This is a genomic window from Kaistella yonginensis (assembly GCF_030409525.1).
In the GTDB taxonomy this organism is placed as follows: domain Bacteria; phylum Bacteroidota; class Bacteroidia; order Flavobacteriales; family Weeksellaceae; genus Kaistella; species Kaistella yonginensis.
The window spans coordinates 85,629-106,247 of sequence record NZ_JAUFQB010000002.1 but is presented as its reverse complement, the minus strand read 5'-3'; the positions used below and the strand labels follow the sequence as shown (position 1 = coordinate 106,247).

The following is a 20,619-nucleotide window of genomic DNA, read 5'->3' as shown; positions in this document are numbered from 1 at the left end:
TCTTTTATTCTAAAATGACTTTTCCAGCAAACATTTTTTTCACTTCGTCAAGGGTATAGATTTTATACTCAAAATTTTCACCGTAAAGGTCCTTCGAATATTCTTCTACGGTTTGCGAAAAGCCTGCTTTTTTCCTTAATTCATTAACGTTAACAGGATCTTTTATCGGCCAAATAATAGAAATACCACCCATTTCCAGACCTTGAGAACCATATATTTGTTCTTCTTCTTTTCCCATAAGATATCGATCCAGCATTAAAGCATAACTTTGAAAAGGTAGCTCTTTTTTCTCAGCGGCAATTTTGACTATTGGTAAATATTTCGAAATCTTATCAGAATGTTGAATGACTAAAAAAGCGGCACGATTTGTTGGCTCGCCGACTAATGATTTTCCGGGGTAACCATATTTGGCAATGATGGTTTCAATTTTTTTAATGTTTTCTGCATCATATTTATTCATCAGTCCTAAAAGATTTTTATGCATCTCGTCGTAATCCATATTAAGACTGTCTGCAATATCCCGGCGTTCTTTCTCTGACATAGTAGGATCATATTGTCTGCGGAAGGCTTGATCTGTAAACATTATTGCATCCAATTCTTTCTTTAAATCAGTATTGATGCTCGTTCGGGAGTTACACGAAAGTACTGTAAAGCCGGTGATGAGGAAAAAAAGAATTTGATAAAAGAATTTCATTTGGCAAAGAATATCTATAGTGATTTTTCTAGGGGTTAAGATACTGAAATTTTCAATTTCGTTAAAATTTTGTTTCGGGGACGAATTTGCGCCCCGGCTTGAGTGGAGCTCTTTTTATTTTTTAGCGATGGGAAGAGCCAAGGGAAAAATAAAAAAGCGGGAACGGAAGACGGAAATGTGCGCCCAAATAAAGCATAAAAAATCCCTCTCAAAATGAATTGAAAGGGATCTTATAAATATGGTTAAGATTATCTTGCGCTCATGTCAACGTAATCACGTTTTGGTGAACCTTGATAAACCTGTCTTGGTCTTCCGATTGGATCGTTGTGTAATCTCATTTCTTTCCATTGAGAAATCCAGCCTGGTAAACGTCCTAAAGCGAACATCACGGTGAACATTTCTGTTGGGATTCCTAAGGCGCGGTAGATTATACCGGAGTAGAAATCTACGTTTGGATAGAGTTTTCTTTCGATGAAATATTCATCTTCCAAAGCTACTTTTTCTAGTTGTAAAGCGATGTCTAAAGCTTTGTCTTCAATTCCTAAGGCTGCAAAAATATCATCAGCTGCTTTTTTAATGATGCGTGCTCTTGGATCGAAGTTTTTGTAAACTCTGTGTCCGAAGCCCATCAAACGGAAATTGTCGTCTTTATTTTTTGCTTTTTCTACATATTTTGCAACGTCGCCACCATCTTTTTCGATCATTTCCAACATTTCGATTACTGCTTGGTTTGCGCCACCATGAAGTGGTCCCCAAAGTGCAGAAATCCCTGCTGAAACGGAAGCGAATAACCCTGTGTGTGCAGAACCAACCATTCTTACCGTAGATGTAGAACAGTTTTGCTCGTGATCTGCGTGAAGAATTAATAATTTATCTAAGGCATTTACAACCGTAGAATCCAAGTGGAATTCTTGGTTTGGACGACGGAAGCACATTTTGTAGAAGTTTTCTACATAGTTTAAGCTGTCATCACCGTGGTTGATGGGGAATCCCATTTTCTTGCGATACGTCCAGGCGCAAAGGTGAGAGAATTTAGCGATCAACATTTCTGCGGCGTGATCCATTTCTTCTTTTGAAGTTACATCAACTGCTTTTGGATTAAAAGCTGTTAAGGCAGAAGTTAGGGATGACAAAACACCCATAGGATGAGCTGAACGAGGGAATACGTCGATCAATCTTTTCATTTCATCTGCAACGAAGTTGTATTTTTTGATTCCTTTTTCGAACCCCGCAAACTGATCTGTTGTTGGTAAATCACCATTTAGCAAAAGATACATGACCTCTGTAAAACTTGATTTTTCTGCAATTTGCTCGATGGGATAGCCTCTGTAATACAATTCACCGTGGTCACCATCAAGATAAGTGATGTCGCTTAAAGTAGCGCCGGTATTTTTATATCCTAAATCTAAAGTAATCAGACCGGTTTGGTCTCTCAATTTTGAGATATCGATTCCTCTGTCACCGATGGTGCTTTCTATGATTGGATATTCAAAGGCTTTACCATCATAGTTTAATATAACTTTATTATCTGACATTATAATTTAATTTTTTACTAATTTATAAATATTGGAATGAAACCACAAGTGTTTTCAGCCCCAATCCATTAATTTTTTCTATTATCTTTTTATTTTGAAGGCATCTAAACCAGGGAACACTGCAGTTTCTCCTAAGGCTTCTTCAATTCTTAATAACTGATTGTATTTTGCCATTCGGTCTGAGCGTGAGGCTGAACCTGTTTTGATTTGTCCACAATTCATAGCAACAGCTAAATCTGCTATGGTAGCATCTTCAGTTTCACCGGATCTGTGAGACATTACAGAAGTGTAACGGTTATGCTGCGCCATTTGAACGGCATCCATTGTTTCAGAAAGGGTTCCGATTTGGTTTACTTTCACCAAAATTGAATTGGCAATTCCCTCTTTGATTCCACGAGCAAGTCTTTCAACATTGGTTACAAATAAATCATCACCAACAATCTGAACTTTATGTCCTAATTTATCTGTTAATAATTTCCAGCCTTCCCAATCATCTTCGTGCATCCCATCTTCTATGGAGATAATTGGATATTTCGCGGCTAAGTCTGCCAAATAATTGACTTGTTCGCTTCTGTTGAATTTCGCAGAATCTGGAGTTTCAAATTTACTATAATCGTAAATTCCATCTTTATAAAATTCTGAAGCGGCGCAATCTAAGGCAAACATAATGTCGTCTCCTACTTTATAGCCTGCTTTTTCTACTGCTTGTGAAAGGGTATCCAAGGCGTCTTCAGTACCTTTGAATTTTGGTGCAAAACCACCTTCATCCCCAACTGCTGTTGACAAGCCTCTATCGTGTAAAATTGATTTTAAACTATGGAAAATCTCGGTTCCTTTTCTTAATGAATCAGAGAAAGATTCTGCTTTAACCGGCATAATCATAAATTCCTGGAAGGCGATTGGTGCATCCGAGTGTGAACCTCCATTAATAACGTTCATCATTGGAACTGGAAGCGTGTTTGCATTTACACCTCCAACATATTTATATAAAGGCATTCTTAATTCAGTAGCGGCAGCTTTTGCAGCGGCTAGCGAAACTCCTAGGATTGCATTTGCGCCAATGTTTCCTTTATTTTTAGTGCCGTCTAATTCGATCATAATTTGATCGATAAAGTTTTGGTCATAAACGGGCATTCCGATTAATTCTGGAGCAATCACTTCTCTTACATTTTCAACTGCTTTCAGAACTCCTTTGCCACCAAACTCTTTCGCACCATCGCGTAATTCTACGGCTTCATGTTCACCTGTTGAGGCTCCAGAAGGAACAGCAGCACGACCCATCGCACCACTTTCTGTGAAAACATCAACTTCAATAGTAGGATTTCCTCTGGAATCTAAAATTTGTCTTGCTTCAATGTAAGAAATGTAACTCATTGTATAATTTTTTAGTATTATTTATTCTGAATTACAAATTTAGTTAAAATTGAATCATTGTAACGGTTTTAAACAATGATTTTAGCTATGTTTGAGTTAAAATTTAGTTAATTCTACCGCGATGATGGGAATTAGAAAAGTAATCATTAAATTTGATTAAACCCTAAAACTTTACCAATGAAAAATACATTGATTATTGCGCTAACTTCTATGCTACTCCTTAGTTTGAGTTGTGAAAAAAATACAGAAGGAAATAAAAGCGTCATCAAACAGGAAAATGAATATTCTGAAGATTTGCCTAAAGACAGTTTAGCAGAGATTCCGACGACCGTAGATCAGACCGCAGCAGAATACACGGAACGTTATGTAGGAGATGATGGCTCATCAGCATTAGTAACTTTTAAAAATACCGATGAAGAAAAAAGCATCAGTATTCGCAGTAATAATAAAACGATTTCTGCGCCTCAAAAAGAAGTGGGTGTTTATGGCAATTTCGACATTACCATTGAAACTAAAAATGACAGCATTATGATTACGCAGGAAAACAATGTGATTTATTTGAAAAAAGCGCGAGGTCAGTAATTGTAAGAATCAAGAAAAAATAGCCCAATAAGGAGCAAAAAATTAATGAAACTTTTTATTAAATGTGAACTTACTGCGACTTGGAAGTAAAGTGAGATTCTGTTATGAAATGAACCCTCCTTCATAAAATAAAAATCCGTCTCATATAAAAATGAGACGGATTTTAGTTTATAAGCTGGGGTAAATTATTCTCCCGCTTTTTCTTCTGTTGAATCAGCAGCCTCAGCTGTAGGCTCTTCAGTTTTAGCTTCTTCTTTAGCAGGAGTTTCTTTAACTTCAGCTACAGCTACAGCTGCTTTTGGAGTTGCTCTTCTGCTTCTTCTTGTTGCTTTTTTCTCGTCAGCATTCGGGTTGTAAAGATCATTGAAATCTACAAGTTCGATCATTGCAGTATCTGCAGCATCTCCCGGTCTGAATCCAGTTTTGATGATTCTAGTGTACCCACCATTTCTTTCTGCGATTTTAGGAGCAATTGTTCTGAATAATTCAGTAACTGCTTCTTTGCTTTGCAGGTAAGAAAAAACTGTTCTTCTGTTGTGTGTTGTATCTTCTTTCGCTTTTGTAAGGATCGGCTCAACATATACTCTTAAAGCTTTCGCTTTAGCGACCGTTGTGTTGATTCTTTTATGCTCAATAAGAGAACAAGCCATATTAGAAAGCAACGCACTTCTGTGTGAAGCTGTTCTAGATAAGTGATTGAATTTTTTACCGTGTCTCATTGTTTGTTATTTATCAGCGTCTAATTTATATTTAGCAATGTCGAAACCAAAGTTAAGACCTTTTGCATGCACTAATTCTTCTAATTCTGTTAAAGATTTTTTACCGAAATTTCTGAATTTCATCAAATCAGACTTGGTATACGAAACCAGTTCTCCTAAAGTTTCCACTTCAGCAGCTTTCAAGCAGTTTAATGCTCTTACCGACAGATCCATATCTACTAATTTAGATTTAAGGAGTTGTCTGGTATGTAAAGTTTCTTCGTCGTATTGGATTGATGCTTTTACGGCTTCAGTTTCTAAAGTAATTCTCTCATCGGAGAACAACATGAAATGATAAATTAAAATCTTAGAAGCTTCTGTTAAAGCATTTTGAGGGCTGATAGACCCATCAGTTTCAATATCTAATACGAGTTTTTCGTAGTCTGTTTTTTGCTCGACACGATAGTTCTCAACACTGTACTGAACTTTTTTGATTGGGGTATAGATTGAATCTATTGCGATGGTTCCGATTGGAGCGTTGCTAGATTTGTTTTGTTCGGAAGGAACATAACCTCTACCTTTCTCAATATTAAACGTGATTTCAAATTTCACATCTTTGTTCGTTGAACAGATAATCAATTCAGGATTCAATACTTCGAATTCCTGCATTGTTTTACCTAGATCAGCGGCAGTTACAGTAGTTTGACCAGACACTTTCGCAATCACTTGTTCTGCCGTAGCATTTTCAGATTTTGCTTTAAGTCTTAATTGTTTCAGGTTCAGAATAATTTCTGTTACATCTTCAATTACGCCTGGAATTGTTGAAAATTCGTGCTCTACGCCTTCTATTTTGATAGATGAAATAGCATATCCTTCTAGAGAAGAAAGTAAAACTCTTCTCAAAGCATTACCGATCGTAAGTCCGAAACCTTGCTCTAAAGGTCTAAATTCAAATTGCCCTTTGAATTCATTAGAGTTAAGAAGGATTACTTTATCGGGTTTAATAAATGTTAAAATTGCCATATAATATAGGTTGAGCAAAAATTTGAAAAATTATTATTTAGAGTAAAGTTCGACGATCAATTGTTCTTTGATGTCTTCCGGGATTTGGATTCTCTCGGGTGCAGATACGAAAGTACCTTCTTTTTTCTCATCGTTGAACTGCAACCACTCATAGTTTGATTTATAAGCTAAAGAGTCGGCAATTACTTCAAGAGATTTTGATTTCTCTCTCACTGCAACTACGTCTCCAGCTTTCATCGAATATGAAGCGATGTTTACCAATTCACCGTTTACGGTAATGTGTCTGTGAGAAACCAATTGTCTTGCTCCTGCTCTGGTTTTTGCAAACCCTAATCTGTACACTACATTGTCTAATCTAGATTCACATAATTGTAAAAGAACTTCACCTGTAACTCCTCTCGCTCTTACTGCTTTTTCGTAAAGATTTGCAAATTGTTTCTCCAAAATACCATAGGTATATTTTGCTTTCTGCTTTTCCATTAACTGAACAGCATACTCAGATTTCTTTGATCCTCTTCTTTTGTTAACACCATGTTGTCCTGGTGGTTGGTTTTTTCTTTTCTCGAAGTTTTTGTCGTCTCCGTAGATTGCAGCTCCAAACTTTCTTGCAATCTTTGTTTTTGGTCCAATATATCTTGCCATATTTTTTAAGATTTTAGATTCTAAATTTTAGATTTTAGATTTAAAAATGAAACATTCAAAATTTAAAATTCAAAATTTAAAATTTTAGATTATACTCTTCTTCTTTTTGGTGGTCTACATCCGTTGTGTGGCATTGGCGTCACATCAATGATTTCACTAACTTCAATTCCTGAATTGTGGATTGTTCTGATTGCAGATTCTCTACCTGCACCAGGACCTTTCACGTAAACCTTTACTCTGCGTAGTCCAGCATCGTGTGCTACGGTTGAGCAATTTTCTGCAGCCATTTGCGCTGCAAAAGGAGTATTCTTCTTAGAACCTCTGAAGCCCATCTTTCCGGCAGATGCCCAAGAGATGACCTCTCCACTTTTATTTGTTAAAGAAATGATGATATTGTTGAACGTCGCTTGGATATGTGCTTCACCAATTGCTTCAACTTTTACTTTTCTTTTCTTAACTGCTTTTGTCTGTTTTGCCATAATTCTTACCGATTATTTACTTGCTTTTTTCTTATTAGCAACCGTTTTTCTCTTTCCTTTTCGGGTTCTAGAATTATTTTTCGTTCTTTGTCCTCTTAAAGGTAATCCTAGTCTGTGACGTATTCCTCGTTGGCAACCAATATCCATCAATCGCTTGATGTTTAGTTGTGTTTCAGAACGCAATTCACCTTCCACTTTGATGTTTTCAGTGATGTAGTTTCTGATTAATGCCAATTCATCGTCATTCCATTCGTTGACTTTCTTGTCTTCGCTGATACCGGCTGCTTTCAAGATCTCAGAAGAAGTACTTCTTCCAACACCATAGATGTAAGTTAAACCGATTACGCCTCTTTTGTTTTTTGGTAAATCAATACCGGAAATTCTCGCCATAATTTAATTTTAGCCTTGTCTTTGTTTAAATTTTGGGTTCTTCTTGTTGATTACAAACAGAACGCCTTTTCTGCGAACAATTTTACAATCAGCACTTCTTTTTTTGATAGATGCTCTAACTTTCATTTCTACTTTGTTTAAAGTTTTTTAAAGGTAAAATGCAATCGTATGATTTCATTTGATCCTTGTTAATTTTCCAACGGTTAAATGCTTTCTTTCGATTACATTCCCTATCGTTTAAATATTTAAATGACAGTAAAATCAGATGATTTCACTTTGTTTCCTATTATAATAATCTTCAGATCACTCTGAAATTAGTATCTAAATGTTATTCTTCCTTTTGACAAGTCATAAGGAGATAGTTCTAATTTTACCTTGTCTCCAGGTAAAAGTTTAATGTAATGCATTCGCATCTTACCAGAAATATGTGCAATAAGTACATGCCCATTTTCTAGTTCAACACGGAACTGCGCGTTCGAAAGTGCTTCCGTAATTACGCCGTCTTGCTCAATATGTTTTTGTTTTGCCATTGATCTACTTACAGATTATTGTTTGTTCTGGATAATTTAGACTGCATTAAACCATCATAATGATGATTCAACAAATACGTATTGATCTGTTGCACCGTATCTAAGATTACTCCGACCATAATTAAAAGTGATGTACCCCCGAAAAACAGGGCAAACCGATCGGTCTGAACAAACGCTCCATACACAAGTGCTGGAAGGACTGCAAAGATAGCTAAAAAGAGCGAACCTGGCAAAGTTATTTTTGATAAAATATCATCCAGATAATCAGCAGTTTCCTTCCCAGGTCTTACCTTCGGAATTAGGCCTCCGTTTCTCTTTAAATCATCCGCCATTTGATTCACCGGAATTGTAATTGCGGTATAGAAAAATGAGAAAATGATAATTAAAATCGCAAACAATACATTATACTGCCAGCTGAATACATTTTTGAAACCTGCTAAGAAAGTGTTGGATTCATCAACCTTTGTTAATAATCCTGGCACGAACATTAAAGCTTGGGCAAAGATGATTGGCATTACTCCAGAAGCATTCACTTTTAGAGGAATCCATTGTCTTGCACCTTGCATTAAGTTTCTATTAACACCGCCTCTTGCTTGGGCTCTACTTACATACTGAATTGGAATTTTTCGCACCGCGACCGAAAGAACAATTGCTAACAGAACAACAACCATCCAGAATAGGACTTCAATCAGGATCATGATGGTACCAAAACCACCTTTACCTGTTTGTGTCGCAACTTCTTGAATGAATGCTCCTGGGAAGTCAGCTAGAATCCCTACCATTATTAAGATAGAAATACCGTTTCCGATTCCTTTATCAGTAATTTTTTCTCCTAACCACATGGCGAAGACAGAACCAGCAACCAATATTACAATACTTGGTAACCAAAACATAATAGACTGCGGATGTACATAGTAAGCCGAAGCGAACTGCGCATGTGGCAAGAACATTTGTGTGATTGAAGTAAGGTAAGAAGGTGCCTGTATCAAACAAACTGCAATAGTTAACCATCTTGTAATTTGGTTCAAAGTATTTCTACCACTTTCACCATCTTTCTGCAATTTCTGAAGGTATGGAATTGCCATACCCATTAACTGCACAATAATGGAAGCAGAAATATAAGGCATAATACCCAGGGCCATAATAGACGCCCGGCTAAATGCCCCACCTGTAAACGAAGAAAGCAAGCCAAGAAGTCCTGCTCCTTGCTTGTTGCCTCCTTGGTCTTTGTAAATATCCAAAAGATTTCCTACTTCTGCCATGTTAATAGCAGGTAGAGAAATATAAGATGCGAATCTATACACGAGGACAATCCCAAGAGTAAAAAGTATTTTTTCTCTTAGCTCCTTAAGACTCCAAATGTTTTTTAGTGTTTGTATAAATTCTTTCATTGTAAATATTAAAGAGTAATTGCTTTACCTCCAGCTTTAGCTATTGCTTCTTCTGCTGATTTTGTGAATTTATGTGCAGAAACTGAAATACCTGCTTTCAATTCTCCTCTACCCATAATTTTCACGATTTCGCTTTTTTTAGCTAAACCATTTGCTACCAATACCTCTTGGGTAATTTCAGTGATATTCTTAGTATCCGCTAAAATTTGAAGGGTATCAATATTAATTCCTCTATATTCTTTTCTGTTGATGTTGGTAAAACCGAATTTCGGTAATCTTCTTTGCAAAGGCATTTGACCACCTTCGAAACCGATTTTTTGCGAATAACCAGCTCTTGCTTGCTGACCATTGTGACCTTTCCCAGCTGTACCCCCTTTACCACTACCTTGTCCTCTACCGATTCTTTTAGTACTGTGAGTAGAACCTGCTGCAGGTCTAATATTATTTAAATTCATTATTTTTAGATTTGAGATTTAAAGATTAGAGCTAAGAGACCATGATAATATAGTCTCTTATCTCTTTGTCTAATTTCTATTTTTGTACTTCTAATAAGTGACTTACTGCCGCTACCATTCCTAGAATTGCAGGAGTATCGTCATGTTCTACCACTTGGTGAAGTTTTTTCAATCCTAATGCTTCAAGCGTTCTTTTTTGGGTTTTGGTTCTACCAATAGCGCTTCTTACTTGTTTTACTCTAATTTTTGCCATTGCTTTACTTATTAACCGTTAAACACTTTATTTAATGAAATACCTCTCAACCTTGCGATTTCTTCAGGTCTTCTGATGTCCAATAATGCTTTGAAAGTTGCCTTTACTACGTTATGTGGATTTGATGAACCTTTAGATTTAGAGAGAATATCTTTGATACCAGCAGATTCTAATACCATACGAACGGTACCACCAGCGATTACACCGGTACCGTGCGTTGCAGGTCTCAAGAAGATATCTGCTCCACCGTATCTTGCAGATGTTTGGTGAGGAATGGTATGTTCTTTCATAGGAATTTTAACTAAATTTTTCTTAGCATCTTCTACTGCTTTTGCAATAGCTGAGGCAACTTCTTTAGATTTTCCTAAACCGAAACCAACAGTTCCTGCTTCGTCTCCTACAACCACGATTGCAGAAAATCCGAAAGCTCTACCCCCTTTGGTTACTTTGGTAACTCTGTTTACTGAAACGAGACGATCTTTAAGTTCTAATCCTCCCGGTTTTATTTTTTCTATATTATCTAGTCCTAACATATTATCCGAAATTTATTGATTAGAATTTTAGTCCGCCTTCTCTCGCTCCATCAGCTAAAGCTTTCACTCTACCATGATATACGAAACCGTTTCTGTCGAACACTATTTTTTCAATTCCTGCAGCTTTAGCTTTTTCAGCGATTGCTTTACCAACTTCTGCAGAGATTTCTACTTTGTTTCCTTTAGCAGTCAGCGCTCTTGATGAAGCTGAGGCTAAAGTTTTACCATCTTTATCGTCGATCAATTGCGCGTAAATTTCTTTATTGCTTTTATAAACTGATAATCTTGGTAATTCTGCAGAGCCAGAGATTTTTCCTCTTACTCTACTTTTAATTCTATTTCTTTTTTGTACTTTGCTTAGTGCCATGTTCTTAAGTTTTAAAATTAAGCAGATTTACCAGCTTTACGTCTTACAATTTCTCCTACGAATCTAACTCCTTTTCCTTTATATGGTTCTGGTTTTCTGAAAGATCTGATCTTTGCAGCTACCATACCTAATAATTGTTTGTCGAAAGATGTTAAAGTAATGACTGGGTTTTTACCTTTTTCAGATAATGTTTCTACCACGACTTCTTTCGGGAGATCCAATACAATACCGTGCGAGAATCCTAAAGCTAAATCTAATCTATTTCCTTGATTAGATGCTCTGTATCCTACTCCTACAAGTTCCAATTTTTTTGTCCACCCTTCGGCAGTTCCTTGAACCATGTTATTGATTAACGCTCTGTAAAGACCGTGTAATGCTTTGTGTGATTTCGATTCAGAAGGACGGTCTAAAGTTAAGATTCCGTCTTCTTGTTTAAGAGTAATTCCCTCTTGTAATTGCTGTGTAAGTTCTCCTTTCGGTCCTTTCACAGTTACCAATCCGTCTTTCTCGGTTACGGTAACATTAGCGGGAATTTCTATAATTGATTTACCAATTCTTGACATTTTCCTTTGATTATTAATTAAAAAACATAGCAGATTACTTCTCCACCCACTTTTTCCTGACGTGCTTTTTTATCGGTCATCACTCCTCTTGAAGTTGAGATAATAGCGATACCCAAACCATTCAATACTCTTGGCAGTTCACCTGACCCTTTGTATTGTCTTAAACCTGGTCTTGAAGCTCTTTGGATGCTTTTGATGATCGGTTTGTTGGTTGTTTTGTCGTACTTTAAAGCGATTTTGATGTTTCCTTGAACAGCGTTATCTTCGAACTTGTAGTTCAAAATATACCCTTGATCAAACAAAATTTTTGTAATCTCCTTTTTGATTTTCGATGCAGGAATATCCACCACTTTGTGGCCTGCGCTTTGTGCGTTCCTTACTCTGGTTAGGAAATCTGAAATTGGATCTGTTACCATTTTTCTATATTAAATTATTGGTTTGTGATAGTTAGTATTGCTTCTGGCTTCTGGCTTCTGGCTTCTGGCTTTTTGCAAATAGCTATTCGCCAAATGCCATAGGCAACTTTACTATCTCGATTGTTCTAAATTATTACCAACTTGCTTTTTTCACTCCAGGGATTAGACCGTTGTTGGCCATTTCTCTGAAAGTTACTCTTGAAAGACCGAATGTTCTCATGTAACCTCTTGGTCTGCCAGTTAATTTACATCTGTTGTGTAGTCTTACTGGTGAAGCATCTTTTGGTAATTTTTGTAGGCCTAGATAATCGCCCGCTTCTTTCAAAGCTTTTCTTTTCTCTGCATACTTCGCTACCGTAGCTTCTCTTTTGCGCTCACGCGCTTTCATTGATTCTTTAGCCATCTTTTAGTTCTTTTTAAAGGGCATACCGAAATGCGTTAATAATGCTTTAGCTTCTTTGTCTGTTTTGGCAGAAGTTACAAAAGTAATGTCCATCCCTTGGATTTTTTTCACTTTATCAATTGCAATCTCTGGGAAGATGATTTGCTCAGTAATCCCTAAGTTGTAATTTCCTCTACCATCAAAACCATCCGCTTTGATCCCATTAAAATCACGGATTCGTGGTAAAGCTGAAGAAGTAAGTCGATCTAAGAACTCATACATTTGGTTGGCTCTTAAAGTAACTCTAGCTCCTACTGGCATACCTTTTCTTAATTTGAAAGCTGCTTCATCTTTCTTAGAAATAGTTCCTACTGCTTTTTGCCCGGTGATTGCGGTAAGTTCTTCTACTGCATAGTCAACAATTTTTTTGTCAGCTGTGGCAGCGCCTAAACCTTGCGATACAACGATTTTCAATAATTTAGGAACCTGCATCACAGATTTGTACCCAAATTCTTCCATCATTGTAGGAACAATTTTCTCTTTATATTGTTGTTTTGGTCTTGCTATATATTCCATCGTCGTTTAATTATAAAGTTTCACCGGTTGATTTAGCAACTCTTACTTTTTTATCACCTTCTACCTTAGATCCTGTTTTGGTTGCTTTACCGTTTTTGTCGATAAGCATAACGTTGGAAATATGGATTGATGCTTCTTTTTCTACAATTCCGCCTTGTGGATTTCCTGCAGATGGTTTGGTATGTTTTTTAACAATATTTAAACCAGCTACAACAACTCTTGCGTCTTTGCCTTCTTTTCTGATCACTTCAATAACTTCACCTTTTTTACCTTTAATTTCTTTCTTGCCGGTAGTGATGATTACGTTATCTCCTCTTTTGATTTTAACTTTTGTCATTTTTTGTAAATTTTAAAATTAAAGTACTTCAGGAGCTAATGAAATGACTTTCATATATTCTTTGTCTCTTAGTTCACGTGCAACAGGGCCAAAAACACGGGTTCCTCTCATTTCGCCGGTAGCATTCAAAAGAACACAAGCGTTATCGTCGAATTTGATGTATGAGCCATCTTTTCTGCGTACTGCTTTTTTCGTTCTTACCACTACTGCTTTAGAAATAGTTCCTTTTTTTGCTTGTCCTTGTGGTGTAGAATCTTTGATAGTAACTACGATTTTATCACCAACTGAAGCATATCTTCTTCTGGTTCCTCCCAGAACTCTGATCACGAGTACTTCTTTTGCACCTGTGTTATCAGCAACTTTTAATCTTGATTCGGTTTGTAACATTACTTAGCTTTTTCAATGATTCGTACTAATCTCCATCTCTTACTTTTACTTAAAGGTCTTGTTTCAGTAATTAATACTGTGTCTCCCTCAGTACACTCGTTGTTCTCGTCATGAGCGGTATATTTTTTCGTTTTTAGAACGAATTTACCGTACATCGGGTGTTTTACTCTCGTCGTTTCACTTACAACAATGGTCTTTTCCATTTTATTGCTAGAAACGATTCCGATTCTTTCTTTTCTTAAATTTCTATCCATGATAAAAGGAAAATTATGATTGTTGTTTTAGTGTTAACTCAGTTTCAAGTCTTGCGATTGTTCTTCTCAAGTCTTTAATTTGAATTGGATTTTCAATCGGGCTGATGCTGTGCGATAATTTCATTTTATAGAAATCTGCTTTTACTTCAGTCAATTTGTTTTGAATATCTCCTGCGCTTAGATTTTTGATGTCAGCTTTTTTCATTTTAATTAAATTATTGAGGTTGAACAAAATCGTTAGCTACTACAAATCTTGTAGTTACAGGAAGTTTTTGTGCTGCTAAACGAAGAGCTTCTTTGGCTACTTCGTAAGATACACCACCTACTTCAAACATAATTTTACCAGGTTTAACTACAGATACCCAATATTCTACAGCACCTTTACCTTTCCCCATCCTTACTTCGGCTGGTTTTTTAGTAATCGGTTTGTCTGGAAATATCTTGATCCATAACTGACCTTCTCTTTTCATATATCTTGTTGCAGCAATACGCGCTGCTTCAATTTGTCTTGCAGTGATCCAAGCTCCTTCGTTAGCTTTGATCCCGAAAGTTCCGTATGCAAGTTGACTGCCTCTTTGGGCAATCCCCTTCATCTTCATCTTGTGAACTTTACGGAATTTGGTTCTTCTTGGTTGTAACATAATTTCTAGGAATTTTAGATTTTAGATTTTAGATTTTAAAAAAGTAACGGTCATTTAAAAAATATCCTCCAAAATTTCATTAATTATTTTCTATCTCTTGGTCTACGGTCGTCTCTGTCTCTTCTGTCATTGCGATCGTTACGATCTCCTCTTCCTACAGGTCCTTTTTTCTGTTGTCCTACTAGTGGGCTAAGGTCTCTTTTACCGTACACTTCCCCTTTCATAATCCAAACCTTCACTCCTAGTTTACCGTACTGAGTAAGTGCTTCACCGATATGGTAATCTATATCAGCTCTAAAAGTTGACAATGGGATTCTTCCGTCTTTGAAAGATTCGCTTCTTGCCATCTCCGCTCCGTTTAATCTACCAGAGATTTGAACTTTGATTCCTTCAGCTCCCATTCTCATGGTACTTTGAATGGCCATTTTCACAGCTCTTCTATAAGAAATTCTATTTTCGATTTGTTTAGCTATACTGTCTGCAACTAAAACTGCATCGAGTTCAGGTCTTTTGATTTCGAAGATATTGATTTGGATGTCTTTATCCGTCAATTTTTTTAATTCTTCTTTTAATTTATCAACTTCCTGTCCTCCTTTACCGATGATTAATCCCGGTCTAGCAGTAGTAATTGTAATGGTTACTAATTTCAATGTTCTCTCGATGTAGATTTTTGAAATTCCACCTTTAGATAATCTTGCCTCAAGGTATCTTCTGATTTTGTAGTCTTCTGCGATTCTGTCTCCATAATCTTTACCACCATACCAGTTCGAATCCCATCCTCTGATGATACCTAATCTGTTACCAATTGGATTTGTCTTCTGTCCCATACCTTGATTATTTATTATCTTTAGTTCCTAAAATTAAAGTGATGTGGTTTGATCTTTTTCTGATTCTATGCCCTCTACCTTGTGGTGCAGGTCTTAGTCTCTTCAATTGTCTTGCACTGTCAACCATAATTTCCTTTACGATTAAGTTTGCTTCTTCGATATCAGCGCCTTCGTTCTTTGATTGCCAGTTTGCCATGGCAGAAAGAAGTACTTTTTCTAATTTATTAGAAGCTTCTTTTTTGGAATATTTAAGGATACTTAACGCCTTATCTACTTCTACTCCTCTAATGATATCAGCTACCAATCTCATTTTTCTTGGCGAAGAAGGGCAGTCATTATGCAACGCTTTGGCTACATCTTGATTTGCTATTTTACGTGCTAATGCACTTTCTCTTTTTCTTGATCCCATGATTATCTACCTCCTTTATTTTTGTTACCGCCGTGACCTCTAAAAGATCTTGTCGGAGAAAATTCGCCTAACTTATGACCTACCATATTCTCAGTTACATATACTGGGATAAAAGATTTCCCGTTGTGTACTGCGATGGTTTGTCCTACGAAGTCTGGAGAGATCATTGATGCTCTAGACCAAGTTTTGATTACTGTCTTCTTACCAGACTCTATATTTGTCTGAACCTTCTTATCTAAAGTATGATGAATGAAAGGTCCTTTTTTAAGTGATCTTGACATAATTATTTTCTTTTAGATATGATATGACGGTTAGACTCTTTATGTTTCTTTCTGGTTTTGTACCCTTTTGCTGGCATACCATTTCTTGATCTTGGGTGACCTCCAGAAGATTTACCTTCACCACCTCCCATTGGGTGATCTACCGGGTTCATTACTACTGGTCTTGTTCTAGGTCTTCTACCCAACCATCTGCTTCTACCTGCTTTACCAGAAACGGTAAGCATGTGATCGTGGTTAGATACTGCACCAATCATTGCCATACACTCTCCAAGAACCATTCTAGATTCCCCAGAAGGTAATTTAATGATCACGTATTTTTTATCTCTTGAAGTTAACTGTGCCGATGATCCTGCACTTCTTGCCATAATTCCACCTTGACCAGGTTTCAATTCGATACAAGAAATAACAGTTCCTAAAGGAATGTTTTTCAACTTCATGGCATTACCAATGTTTGGTTCTGCAGTTTCTGAGGAAATTACTTTTTGGTCTACTTTAATACCGGTTGGAGCGATGATGTATCTCTTCTCTCCGTCTGCGTATTCTAATAGCGCGATGAAAGCAGTTCTGTTTGGATCGTACTCAACAGATTTTACCGTAGCTTCAACATCAAACTTGTTTCTTTTGAAGTCGATAATTCTGTATTTTTGTTTGTGTCCACCTCCGGTGTAACGCATGGTCATTTTACCAGTATTGTTACGACCACCTGACTTACTAATACCAACGGTTAGAGATTTCTCTGGTTTGTTGGTAGTAATTTCATCAAAGTTGTTTACAACTCTGAATCTCTGTCCCGGGGTGATAGGTTTTAATTTTCTAACAGACATTACAATTATTTATAATTAATAAAATTTTATTGTTGTCATAAGGTTATCCCTTATGCGATTTTAGTTGGTTGCAAAAATATCAATCACTTCTCCTTCTGCAAGAGTCACAACTGCTTTTTTCAATTTGCTTGTTTTTCCAACTTGTAATCCTTTTTTGGTGTGTTTCGAGGAAACTTTAGGCGCATAAATCATGGTTCTAACGTCTGAAACTTTAACACCATAAGCATCTTCTATCGCTTTTCTGATTTGGATTTTATTCGTTTTAGGGTTAACTAAAAAAGAATAATGTCCTCTCAAATCGGTAAGATAATTTGCTTTTTCTGAGATGATTGGTTTAATAATAATAGACATGATTTATTTTCTTAAATTTTCTTGAAATTTCTCTAGAGCACCTTCTAAAAATACGATCTCTCCAGCGTGTACCAAATCGTAAGAACTGATTTCGTTATAAGTCAAAACTTTAACTTTCGCTAAGTTTCTTGAAGACAAATAAACATTTTTGTTCGCTTCTGGTAAGATGTAAAGAGATTTTTTACCTTCAAATCCTAACGCATTGTTTAAGGTGATAAATTCTTTGGTTTTAGGAGCTTCGAAATTGAAGGCTTCTAATACTTTAATAGAATTATCTCTCATTTTTTGTGAAAGAACTGACTTTTTAGCTAATCTTTTCAAAGCCTTATTCAATTTGAATCTGTAGTCTCTCGGTTTTGGGCCGAAAATTCTACCTCCTCCTTTGAAAATTGGGGATTTGATACTTCCGTATCTTGCAGAACCCGAACCTTTTTGTTTCTTAAGTTTCCTGGTTGATCCTGAGATTTCGTTTCTTTCTTTTGATTTGTGCGTACCTTGTCTTTGTGCAGCAAGATATTGCTTAACCTCTAAGTAAACCGCGTGCTGGTTTGGCTCTATTCCGAAGATTGCTTCGTCTAGAGTTACACTTCTTCCGGTTTCTTTTCCTGATGTATTTAATACTACTAGTTCCATTTTCTGATAATTACATAAGAATTTTTCGCTCCCGGAACAGCACCTTTTACTACTAAAAGATTTTGTTCTTCATCTACTCTTAACACTTCTAGGTTTTGTACGGTAACTTGCTTACCACCCATTCTTCCTGCCATACGCATTCCTTTGAATACTCTAGAAGGATCTGATCCTGCACCGATTGAACCTGGGGCTCTTAATCTGTTGTGCTGACCATGAGTCGCTTGCATTACCCCACGGAAATTGTGTCTTTTCACAACCCCTTGGAAACCTTTACCTTTTGAAGTTCCTGTTACATCAACATATTCGCCTTGAGCAAATAGATCAACTTTCACTTCATCTCCTACGCTTAGCTTCTCTACGAAAGCATGATAGAATTCTACCAATTTAGCTTTAGGATTAGAACCCGCCTTTTTGAAATGGCCGGCTAACGCTTTACCAACGTTCTTTTCACTCTTGTCATCGAAACCAAGTTGAGCAGCTTTGTACCCATCCTTTTCTATGGTTCTGACCTGTAAAACCGAGCAAGGACCTGCTTGGATAACGGTACAAGGAATATTCTTCCCAGCCTCGTCAAACAGCGATGTCATCCCGATTTTTTTACCAATAATACCTGACATGTTTATATATATCTAATTAAGTTCTTGTTGATCAATCAAGGTTTGGGTGATTTCTACGTTTGAAATAGGCGCACTTCTTCCTTAAATTGAGTGTGCAAATGTATGAAGAATATTTGAATTGACAAATAATGATTAAAAATATTTTTAACTTTTTTGCTTGAACGTAAGAGACTTGCAATAAAAAAAAGATCCGCAAACATTGAGAATCTTTTTTCAGAAACAATTACTAGAAATTTAATTTAAATAATTATTCTTCTTTTTTCTATTTTCTACAATCCTATCTCGCATTTCTTTAGTTAATGGAGTATTTAGAAGTTTTTGAGCTTCTGCTGCAGGATTTTCATCTACTTGTTTTCGCTTCTTAATAAAGTCAGTATAATTCGTTTTAATGAATCTATCTATTGGCTGGATTACTTCTGCCAAGTTTTGAATTGATAGTAGTGTAATCAAGAAATATTTTTCAGAATCGTAAACTTCAAGAACCAACCCGGGTAAGTCTTTAAAAGTGTAGGGTCCTTCTGCTATAGGAATTTCTGTAGTAAACCATGCAGTATAAATACGATTGTTATAAACTCCTGTTGCTTCTGCACACTCATAATCTCCAATTCGTTTTTTAGATTCACCAATCTTCCAATTAATTTTATGATTAGGTGAATAAACAAACTGGTCTTTACCTATTCTATCGAAAATCTGCAATTCTTGGTTATTTTTGTAAACCTCGTGAACTAATTTAACCGTGGGAATTTTGGAAAAATCTACCACCATTGAACCGGTCGTTTTCAGTTCGGCAAGGCTTTTATTAAATGCTAAATGCCGCAATGAATCAAAAGACCGTTTTTGTTGACTTTTATATAAAGAAACTTGATCCCCTATTTGCAAAACCATTATTTCATTGCCTTTACTTTCAACATTCAAAGTATCTTTCAGAAATTCAACATTATATTTACAAACCAAATGAGAATTGTTTGTTGAACTTTTATTCTGCGAAAAAGAATTCCCGTTTAATACTAGAATTAAAATGAGTAGAATAGACTTTTTAAACATAAAACTTAAGTTTAAAGAAATTAATCATAATTAAATATTAAAACTACACTTATAAACTAAACTATGCAAATTGTTAAATCTAATTTATAAACTTATGTTCGTTAAGTTTTATCAAAAAAAAAAGCAACTTCATTAAAATGATATTTAATAAATTTAAGCAATGAAAAAATTTTTCTTCCTCTTTTCGATTTTAATAATGACTTCTTGCAACCAAGAAAGTATAAAATCTTATACTTTTTATTATTGGCGAACTCACCTTTCTTTAAATAAGACAGAAAAAGCCGCTTTACAAAAAGCAACCAGTCCTTATATATACACTCGGTTTTTTGACATCGAAAAAATAAATGGCAAATTTCAGCCGATTGCAGTGATTACCAAAGATTCTACCTTTGAAACCGATAAAGAAATCATACCCGTAATTTTCATTAAAAACGATGTGTTTTACGGAATCACCATGGAAGAAATAAATTTCCTGGCCGAGAACATTTCTACACTCATTAAAAAAAAGCAGGCTAATCTAAAATTTATAGAAGCCCGCGAAATCCAAATTGACTGCGATTGGACTGCAGGCACAAACAAAGAATATTTTGCGTTTCTGGGAAAGCTGAAAGAGTTTTCAGGAAAAACAATCACTTGTACCCTTCGACTTCACCAGGTGAAGAACAGTAAACTGTCCGGAATTCCGCCCGTGCAAAAAGTATATTTGATGTGCTACGCCACTTCTTCCCCTCTAGAGAATACTAATCGGAATTCTATTCTTGATATTCCGACTTTGAAAAATTATCTGAAAAATGTTGATCTATATCCTTTGGCGATGGATATTGCTTTGCCCATTTACTCCTGGGGAATTGTGACCAACCATGTGGGAAAACATAAATTAATCAATGCGATGTCTGTAAAAGATTTAGAAAATGTTAACTTTAGAAAAATTTCTGAAACCGAAGTTGAAATTATGAAAGACGGTTTCTATTTCGGAAATTTCCTGAACAAAGGTTTCACTCTTAAAGTTGAAGAAATATCAGAACAACAATTAAAAGAGGTCAAACGTTTCTTAGATAAAAAATTGCCAAAATATTCCACTATATATTATCAGTTAGATCATCGTTTTATTGACCAACACCAATTTTAGTT

At 36.0% G+C, this 20,619-nt stretch carries 34 protein-coding genes; 2 read left to right on the top strand and 32 right to left on the bottom strand.

Annotated features, from left to right (window positions below; genetic code table 11):
* Positions 1 to 4: 4 nt before the first annotated feature.
* From QWY78_RS00545 to eno, 3 genes are all read right to left on the bottom strand, one after another.
* Positions 5 to 694, bottom strand: a complete 690-nt coding sequence (locus QWY78_RS00545) for a DUF6624 domain-containing protein (RefSeq protein ID WP_290215720.1) — start codon at positions 692 to 694, stop codon at positions 5 to 7.
* Positions 695 to 942: 248 nt separating this feature from the next.
* Entirely contained in the window at positions 943 to 2,229 is a 1,287-nt protein-coding gene (locus tag QWY78_RS00540; RefSeq protein ID WP_290215719.1) for a citrate synthase, read from the bottom strand.
* Positions 2,230 to 2,310: 81 nt separating this feature from the next.
* Positions 2,311 to 3,603 (bottom strand): phosphopyruvate hydratase, encoded by a 1,293-nt coding sequence (gene eno / locus QWY78_RS00535; RefSeq protein WP_290215718.1) that lies wholly within the window; start codon positions 3,601 to 3,603, stop codon positions 2,311 to 2,313.
* Between the two features lie 177 nt (positions 3,604 to 3,780).
* Between eno and QWY78_RS00530 the strand changes: the two genes are divergently transcribed.
* The gene (locus QWY78_RS00530; protein ID WP_290215717.1) at positions 3,781 to 4,185 is read left to right on the top strand and encodes a hypothetical protein; all 405 of its coding nucleotides are present in this window, start codon (positions 3,781 to 3,783) and stop codon (positions 4,183 to 4,185) included.
* A gap of 185 nt (positions 4,186 to 4,370) precedes the next feature.
* Here the strand turns inward: QWY78_RS00530 and rplQ are convergent, their stop codons facing one another.
* The 29 genes from rplQ to QWY78_RS00385 form a co-directional block, all read right to left on the bottom strand.
* The gene (gene rplQ, locus QWY78_RS00525) at positions 4,371 to 4,904 is read right to left on the bottom strand and encodes a 50S ribosomal protein L17 (RefSeq protein WP_290215716.1); all 534 of its coding nucleotides are present in this window, start codon (positions 4,902 to 4,904) and stop codon (positions 4,371 to 4,373) included.
* A 6-nt stretch (positions 4,905 to 4,910) separates the two neighbouring features.
* A complete protein-coding gene (locus QWY78_RS00520; protein ID WP_290215715.1) occupies positions 4,911 to 5,906 on the bottom strand; it encodes a DNA-directed RNA polymerase subunit alpha in 996 nt (331 codons plus the stop codon).
* Positions 5,907 to 5,939: 33 nt separating this feature from the next.
* Entirely contained in the window at positions 5,940 to 6,548 is a 609-nt protein-coding gene (gene rpsD, locus QWY78_RS00515; protein WP_290215714.1) for a 30S ribosomal protein S4, read from the bottom strand.
* Between the two features lie 89 nt (positions 6,549 to 6,637).
* Positions 6,638 to 7,027 (bottom strand): 30S ribosomal protein S11, encoded by a 390-nt coding sequence (gene rpsK, locus QWY78_RS00510; RefSeq protein WP_290215713.1) that lies wholly within the window; start codon positions 7,025 to 7,027, stop codon positions 6,638 to 6,640.
* 12 nt (positions 7,028 to 7,039) lie between these two features.
* On the bottom strand, positions 7,040 to 7,417 hold the full coding sequence (rpsM, locus tag QWY78_RS00505; protein ID WP_133439512.1) for a 30S ribosomal protein S13: 378 nt from the start codon (positions 7,415 to 7,417) through the stop codon (positions 7,040 to 7,042).
* 9 nt (positions 7,418 to 7,426) lie between these two features.
* Positions 7,427 to 7,543 carry a 50S ribosomal protein L36 gene (gene rpmJ / locus QWY78_RS00500; protein ID WP_007839480.1) on the bottom strand — a complete coding sequence of 39 codons (117 nt, stop codon included), beginning with the start codon at positions 7,541 to 7,543 and terminating at the stop codon, positions 7,427 to 7,429.
* Between the two features lie 188 nt (positions 7,544 to 7,731).
* Positions 7,732 to 7,947, bottom strand: a complete 216-nt coding sequence (gene infA / locus QWY78_RS00495) for a translation initiation factor IF-1 (protein ID WP_031503426.1) — start codon at positions 7,945 to 7,947, stop codon at positions 7,732 to 7,734.
* 8 nt (positions 7,948 to 7,955) lie between these two features.
* Positions 7,956 to 9,338: a preprotein translocase subunit SecY gene (secY, locus tag QWY78_RS00490; protein WP_290215712.1), complete on the bottom strand. Its 1,383-nt coding sequence runs from the start codon at positions 9,336 to 9,338 to the stop codon at positions 7,956 to 7,958.
* Positions 9,339 to 9,346: 8 nt separating this feature from the next.
* The gene (gene rplO, locus QWY78_RS00485) at positions 9,347 to 9,793 is read right to left on the bottom strand and encodes a 50S ribosomal protein L15 (RefSeq protein WP_290215711.1); all 447 of its coding nucleotides are present in this window, start codon (positions 9,791 to 9,793) and stop codon (positions 9,347 to 9,349) included.
* A gap of 76 nt (positions 9,794 to 9,869) precedes the next feature.
* Positions 9,870 to 10,046: a 50S ribosomal protein L30 gene (gene rpmD / locus QWY78_RS00480; protein ID WP_290215710.1), complete on the bottom strand. Its 177-nt coding sequence runs from the start codon at positions 10,044 to 10,046 to the stop codon at positions 9,870 to 9,872.
* An 11-nt stretch (positions 10,047 to 10,057) separates the two neighbouring features.
* A complete protein-coding gene (gene rpsE, locus QWY78_RS00475; protein ID WP_290215709.1) occupies positions 10,058 to 10,579 on the bottom strand; it encodes a 30S ribosomal protein S5 in 522 nt (173 codons plus the stop codon).
* Positions 10,580 to 10,598: 19 nt separating this feature from the next.
* Entirely contained in the window at positions 10,599 to 10,946 is a 348-nt protein-coding gene (gene rplR, locus QWY78_RS00470) for a 50S ribosomal protein L18 (protein WP_290215708.1), read from the bottom strand.
* 17 nt (positions 10,947 to 10,963) lie between these two features.
* Positions 10,964 to 11,509, bottom strand: coding sequence for a 50S ribosomal protein L6 (rplF, locus tag QWY78_RS00465; protein ID WP_290215707.1), 546 nt, complete (start codon positions 11,507 to 11,509; stop codon positions 10,964 to 10,966).
* A 17-nt stretch (positions 11,510 to 11,526) separates the two neighbouring features.
* Entirely contained in the window at positions 11,527 to 11,925 is a 399-nt protein-coding gene (rpsH, locus tag QWY78_RS00460; RefSeq protein WP_290215706.1) for a 30S ribosomal protein S8, read from the bottom strand.
* A 133-nt stretch (positions 11,926 to 12,058) separates the two neighbouring features.
* Positions 12,059 to 12,328, bottom strand: a complete 270-nt coding sequence (gene rpsN / locus QWY78_RS00455; protein ID WP_133439502.1) for a 30S ribosomal protein S14 — start codon at positions 12,326 to 12,328, stop codon at positions 12,059 to 12,061.
* Positions 12,329 to 12,331: 3 nt separating this feature from the next.
* Positions 12,332 to 12,883, bottom strand: coding sequence for a 50S ribosomal protein L5 (gene rplE, locus QWY78_RS00450; RefSeq protein WP_290215705.1), 552 nt, complete (start codon positions 12,881 to 12,883; stop codon positions 12,332 to 12,334).
* Between the two features lie 10 nt (positions 12,884 to 12,893).
* The gene (gene rplX, locus QWY78_RS00445; RefSeq protein ID WP_290215704.1) at positions 12,894 to 13,220 is read right to left on the bottom strand and encodes a 50S ribosomal protein L24; all 327 of its coding nucleotides are present in this window, start codon (positions 13,218 to 13,220) and stop codon (positions 12,894 to 12,896) included.
* Between the two features lie 18 nt (positions 13,221 to 13,238).
* Entirely contained in the window at positions 13,239 to 13,607 is a 369-nt protein-coding gene (gene rplN / locus QWY78_RS00440) for a 50S ribosomal protein L14 (protein ID WP_290215703.1), read from the bottom strand.
* A complete protein-coding gene (rpsQ, locus tag QWY78_RS00435; protein WP_088263399.1) occupies positions 13,607 to 13,864 on the bottom strand; it encodes a 30S ribosomal protein S17 in 258 nt (85 codons plus the stop codon). Before rpsQ ends, rplN begins: the two co-directional genes overlap by 1 nt.
* Before the next feature lie 10 nt (positions 13,865 to 13,874).
* Positions 13,875 to 14,066 (bottom strand): 50S ribosomal protein L29, encoded by a 192-nt coding sequence (gene rpmC / locus QWY78_RS00430; protein ID WP_290215702.1) that lies wholly within the window; start codon positions 14,064 to 14,066, stop codon positions 13,875 to 13,877.
* A gap of 10 nt (positions 14,067 to 14,076) precedes the next feature.
* Entirely contained in the window at positions 14,077 to 14,502 is a 426-nt protein-coding gene (gene rplP, locus QWY78_RS00425; RefSeq protein ID WP_290215701.1) for a 50S ribosomal protein L16, read from the bottom strand.
* 83 nt (positions 14,503 to 14,585) lie between these two features.
* A complete protein-coding gene (gene rpsC, locus QWY78_RS00420; protein WP_290215700.1) occupies positions 14,586 to 15,329 on the bottom strand; it encodes a 30S ribosomal protein S3 in 744 nt (247 codons plus the stop codon).
* Positions 15,330 to 15,336: 7 nt separating this feature from the next.
* Positions 15,337 to 15,738, bottom strand: a complete 402-nt coding sequence (rplV, locus tag QWY78_RS00415) for a 50S ribosomal protein L22 (protein WP_290215699.1) — start codon at positions 15,736 to 15,738, stop codon at positions 15,337 to 15,339.
* 2 nt (positions 15,739 to 15,740) lie between these two features.
* Positions 15,741 to 16,019 (bottom strand): 30S ribosomal protein S19, encoded by a 279-nt coding sequence (rpsS, locus tag QWY78_RS00410; protein WP_039341565.1) that lies wholly within the window; start codon positions 16,017 to 16,019, stop codon positions 15,741 to 15,743.
* Between the two features lie 2 nt (positions 16,020 to 16,021).
* Positions 16,022 to 16,843 (bottom strand): 50S ribosomal protein L2, encoded by an 822-nt coding sequence (gene rplB / locus QWY78_RS00405; protein ID WP_290215698.1) that lies wholly within the window; start codon positions 16,841 to 16,843, stop codon positions 16,022 to 16,024.
* A 60-nt stretch (positions 16,844 to 16,903) separates the two neighbouring features.
* Complete coding sequence (gene rplW, locus QWY78_RS00400; RefSeq protein WP_290215697.1) at positions 16,904 to 17,194, bottom strand: 50S ribosomal protein L23; 291 nt, start codon at positions 17,192 to 17,194, stop codon at positions 16,904 to 16,906.
* 3 nt (positions 17,195 to 17,197) lie between these two features.
* A complete protein-coding gene (gene rplD, locus QWY78_RS00395) occupies positions 17,198 to 17,827 on the bottom strand; it encodes a 50S ribosomal protein L4 (protein WP_290215696.1) in 630 nt (209 codons plus the stop codon).
* Complete coding sequence (gene rplC / locus QWY78_RS00390) at positions 17,818 to 18,444, bottom strand: 50S ribosomal protein L3 (protein ID WP_290215695.1); 627 nt, start codon at positions 18,442 to 18,444, stop codon at positions 17,818 to 17,820. The genes rplD and rplC overlap by 10 nt, the downstream gene beginning before the upstream one ends.
* A gap of 234 nt (positions 18,445 to 18,678) precedes the next feature.
* Entirely contained in the window at positions 18,679 to 19,488 is an 810-nt protein-coding gene (locus QWY78_RS00385; RefSeq protein ID WP_290215694.1) for a GLPGLI family protein, read from the bottom strand.
* 160 nt (positions 19,489 to 19,648) lie between these two features.
* Here QWY78_RS00385 and QWY78_RS00380 point away from each other — a divergent pair, with 160 nt between their 5' ends.
* The gene (locus QWY78_RS00380; protein ID WP_290215693.1) at positions 19,649 to 20,617 is read left to right on the top strand and encodes a hypothetical protein; all 969 of its coding nucleotides are present in this window, start codon (positions 19,649 to 19,651) and stop codon (positions 20,615 to 20,617) included.
* Positions 20,618 to 20,619: the final 2 nt, after the last annotated feature.

Excerpts from the sequence above, each read along its gene's own strand:
- eno (WP_290215718.1), bottom strand. The coding sequence starts at position 3,603 with ATGAGTTACATTTCTTACATTGAAGCAAGACAAATTTTAGATTCCAGA.
- rpmC (WP_290215702.1), bottom strand. The coding sequence starts at position 14,066 with ATGAAAAAAGCTGACATCAAAAATCTAAGCGCAGGAGATATTCAAAAC.
- QWY78_RS00545 (WP_290215720.1), bottom strand. The coding sequence starts at position 694 with ATGAAATTCTTTTATCAAATTCTTTTTTTCCTCATCACCGGCTTTACA.
- QWY78_RS00530 (WP_290215717.1), top strand. The coding sequence starts at position 3,781 with ATGAAAAATACATTGATTATTGCGCTAACTTCTATGCTACTCCTTAGT.
- rplR (WP_290215708.1), bottom strand. The coding sequence starts at position 10,946 with ATGGCACTAAGCAAAGTACAAAAAAGAAATAGAATTAAAAGTAGAGTA.
- rplP (WP_290215701.1), bottom strand. The coding sequence starts at position 14,502 with ATGTTACAACCAAGAAGAACCAAATTCCGTAAAGTTCACAAGATGAAG.
- secY (WP_290215712.1), bottom strand. The coding sequence starts at position 9,338 with ATGAAAGAATTTATACAAACACTAAAAAACATTTGGAGTCTTAAGGAG.
- rplQ (WP_290215716.1), bottom strand. The coding sequence starts at position 4,904 with ATGAGACACGGTAAAAAATTCAATCACTTATCTAGAACAGCTTCACAC.
- rpsH (WP_290215706.1), bottom strand. The coding sequence starts at position 11,925 with ATGGTAACAGATCCAATTTCAGATTTCCTAACCAGAGTAAGGAACGCA.
- rplD (WP_290215696.1), bottom strand. The coding sequence starts at position 17,827 with ATGGAACTAGTAGTATTAAATACATCAGGAAAAGAAACCGGAAGAAGT.
- rpsN (WP_133439502.1), bottom strand. The coding sequence starts at position 12,328 with ATGGCTAAAGAATCAATGAAAGCGCGTGAGCGCAAAAGAGAAGCTACG.
- rpmD (WP_290215710.1), bottom strand. The coding sequence starts at position 10,046 with ATGGCAAAAATTAGAGTAAAACAAGTAAGAAGCGCTATTGGTAGAACC.
- rplE (WP_290215705.1), bottom strand. The coding sequence starts at position 12,883 with ATGGAATATATAGCAAGACCAAAACAACAATATAAAGAGAAAATTGTT.
- rpsK (WP_290215713.1), bottom strand. The coding sequence starts at position 7,027 with ATGGCAAAACAGACAAAAGCAGTTAAGAAAAGAAAAGTAAAAGTTGAA.
- rpsE (WP_290215709.1), bottom strand. The coding sequence starts at position 10,579 with ATGTTAGGACTAGATAATATAGAAAAAATAAAACCGGGAGGATTAGAA.
- rpsC (WP_290215700.1), bottom strand. The coding sequence starts at position 15,329 with ATGGGACAGAAGACAAATCCAATTGGTAACAGATTAGGTATCATCAGA.
- rplW (WP_290215697.1), bottom strand. The coding sequence starts at position 17,194 with ATGTCTATTATTATTAAACCAATCATCTCAGAAAAAGCAAATTATCTT.
- QWY78_RS00385 (WP_290215694.1), bottom strand. The coding sequence starts at position 19,488 with ATGTTTAAAAAGTCTATTCTACTCATTTTAATTCTAGTATTAAACGGG.
- rplV (WP_290215699.1), bottom strand. The coding sequence starts at position 15,738 with ATGGGATCAAGAAAAAGAGAAAGTGCATTAGCACGTAAAATAGCAAAT.
- rplF (WP_290215707.1), bottom strand. The coding sequence starts at position 11,509 with ATGTCAAGAATTGGTAAATCAATTATAGAAATTCCCGCTAATGTTACC.
- rplN (WP_290215703.1), bottom strand. The coding sequence starts at position 13,607 with ATGTTACAAACCGAATCAAGATTAAAAGTTGCTGATAACACAGGTGCA.
- infA (WP_031503426.1), bottom strand. The coding sequence starts at position 7,947 with ATGGCAAAACAAAAACATATTGAGCAAGACGGCGTAATTACGGAAGCA.
- rplC (WP_290215695.1), bottom strand. The coding sequence starts at position 18,444 with ATGTCAGGTATTATTGGTAAAAAAATCGGGATGACATCGCTGTTTGAC.
- rpmJ (WP_007839480.1), bottom strand. The coding sequence starts at position 7,543 with ATGAAAGTTAGAGCATCTATCAAAAAAAGAAGTGCTGATTGTAAAATT.
- QWY78_RS00520 (WP_290215715.1), bottom strand. The coding sequence starts at position 5,906 with ATGGCAATTTTAACATTTATTAAACCCGATAAAGTAATCCTTCTTAAC.
- rpsD (WP_290215714.1), bottom strand. The coding sequence starts at position 6,548 with ATGGCAAGATATATTGGACCAAAAACAAAGATTGCAAGAAAGTTTGGA.
- rpsS (WP_039341565.1), bottom strand. The coding sequence starts at position 16,019 with ATGTCAAGATCACTTAAAAAAGGACCTTTCATTCATCATACTTTAGAT.
- rplO (WP_290215711.1), bottom strand. The coding sequence starts at position 9,793 with ATGAATTTAAATAATATTAGACCTGCAGCAGGTTCTACTCACAGTACT.
- QWY78_RS00540 (WP_290215719.1), bottom strand. The coding sequence starts at position 2,229 with ATGTCAGATAATAAAGTTATATTAAACTATGATGGTAAAGCCTTTGAA.
- rplB (WP_290215698.1), bottom strand. The coding sequence starts at position 16,843 with ATGTCTGTTAGAAAATTAAAACCTATCACCCCGGGACAGAGATTCAGA.
- QWY78_RS00380 (WP_290215693.1), top strand. The coding sequence starts at position 19,649 with ATGAAAAAATTTTTCTTCCTCTTTTCGATTTTAATAATGACTTCTTGC.
- rpsM (WP_133439512.1), bottom strand. The coding sequence starts at position 7,417 with ATGGCGAGAATTTCCGGTATTGATTTACCAAAAAACAAAAGAGGCGTA.
- rplX (WP_290215704.1), bottom strand. The coding sequence starts at position 13,220 with ATGACAAAAGTTAAAATCAAAAGAGGAGATAACGTAATCATCACTACC.